This window comes from Okeania hirsuta (assembly GCF_003838195.1).
GTDB lineage: Bacteria > Cyanobacteriota > Cyanobacteriia > Cyanobacteriales > Microcoleaceae > Okeania > Okeania hirsuta.
Window position 1 is genome coordinate 1 of record NZ_RCBY01000551.1, and the last position, 1,701, is coordinate 1,701.

A 1,701-nucleotide genomic window follows, 5' to 3' on the forward strand; every position below is an offset into this window, starting at 1 on the left:
TCTGGGTTCTCTAATCTTTATCCTGTAAAGATTTCAGCTTAAATCACTGGGAATTGGGTAGTTCCCAGAAAAAATCAAAATCCCAATAGCCTCTATTGGACACATCCTATATTTAGAGGCTATTGGGATTTTGATTTTTTCTGGGAACTACCCAATTCCCAGAAAAAATCAAAATCCCAATAGCCTCTATTGGACACATCCTATATTTAGAGGCTACTATCTGCTATATAATTGGCCATCAATTAATGAGAAAATTAGTCTAAAATTTTCTAAGATATTAAATTCTAAGATTAATTATTACGAGGGTCGTTGTGAAAAAAAATCCTAATTCATAAAGAGAATATTGGGTCAAAAATTAAAAATCTTCAGAGTATAAAGTTAGAGGTTGTTATTTAGAAAAGGTGGAGTAATAGTAGTAACTTTAACCTTGGCGGAGCCACAGTTTATGTATCTGCTACTGTTACTATCGCTGATGGCAGAATGTAAGTATTGAACAAATTCGGTAGCAATACTTTAGCGTCAGCGGCCTGCACTGTCCGTCGGTTTCATCATGATTTTTGTATTTTTTTATTATGTGAGGACGTGTGCAGGTAAAGTGTTTCAGCATAGCGGTACCGAATTTGTCACCGTTGTTTTGCGGTTGCGCTATCATTGTTTGCCGACTACTAAAGCTGCCAAAAACGCAATCATTGACTGAATTTTTTTAGCCATCCAAAAGACTCAAAGATTACGGAAACTTAATCAACGACGGCTCCCCTGAGACGGAACCTTAGAAAGAATTAATTTGTTTAAGGGGGGCTTAATGGTTACTAGTGTTGAACAAAAAATTACAATTGAAAAATGGGGATATGCAGTTGAACATCCAGAAGATTTGGTGGATGAAGATATACAATTTGGCTTTAAGCTTATTAATAATAGAGAACAACAATGTTACTATTCATATTTATATGTAGAGATTGGTCTGGTATTTGAGATGGTTAATAAAGGAAAGCCTGGTATACATAGAACAGTTGATGCAGCAATTGAGTATTTAATGTCTCTTGCTGATTATGTTGTTAGAGTACATCGAATTATACGTCTAGTTCCAGTTAAACTGTGCGTATAAGATAAATTATACGTGTGGCGTTGTTTTCTGTCCGTTTCCTCTCGCAACGCCATCTCGAGCAGAAACAGTTGATTCATTTTTGTTAGACTGTGCTAAACCAGCGGCACCAGCAATTGCTGTTCCAGCTAACCCGATTCCGGATGACCATTTGGCATCATCACTATCGGTAACTAAGACAGTAACTCCAATGATTCCACCAATCGTTGCAATAAAGATAGGGGTTATGGAGTAAATGAATTCAGGAGTGAGTAGTTTCATCTTTAGTAATCCTTCATGGGTGCAGAAATTGTTCTTTCTATGGCAAATCTTTGTACGAAGAGAGTTCTATTTCTAGGGAGTTTCGTATAACAGGTTCGCCATATTGACCTAAACTATGGAAAAAGTATCATTGACTTGTTCTAGTCTATCCAGGACTTAGCCAAAATACACCATCCATCGCTGTTCTTGCTTACAGTCCAGCAGGTATTCATAAGACTGTAAGAATATTTTAGCTAAGTCCTGGATAGACTTAGCCAAAATACACCATCCATCGCTGTTCTTGCTTACAGTCCAGCAGGTATTCATAAGACTGTAAGAATATTTTAGCATCTTGCCAT

The 1,701-nt window shown here is 36.9% G+C and carries 3 protein-coding genes; 1 reads left to right on the forward strand and 2 read right to left on the reverse strand.

From position 1 onward, the window contains the following. Positions 1-802 precede the first annotated feature (802 nt). Positions 803-1,105, forward strand: a complete 303-nt coding sequence (locus D5R40_RS32750; protein WP_124143808.1) for a hypothetical protein — start codon at positions 803-805, stop codon at positions 1,103-1,105. A 6-nt stretch (positions 1,106-1,111) separates the two neighbouring features. On the opposite strand, the gene D5R40_RS32755 is transcribed toward D5R40_RS32750, so the two are convergent. Further along, the gene (locus D5R40_RS32755; protein WP_192901060.1) at positions 1,112-1,363 is read right to left on the reverse strand and encodes a hypothetical protein; all 252 of its coding nucleotides are present in this window, start codon (positions 1,361-1,363) and stop codon (positions 1,112-1,114) included. A gap of 156 nt (positions 1,364-1,519) precedes the next feature. Continuing rightward, the coding region (locus D5R40_RS38695) for a hypothetical protein (RefSeq protein WP_205127837.1) at positions 1,520-1,701 on the reverse strand (182 nt) is incomplete at its 5' end.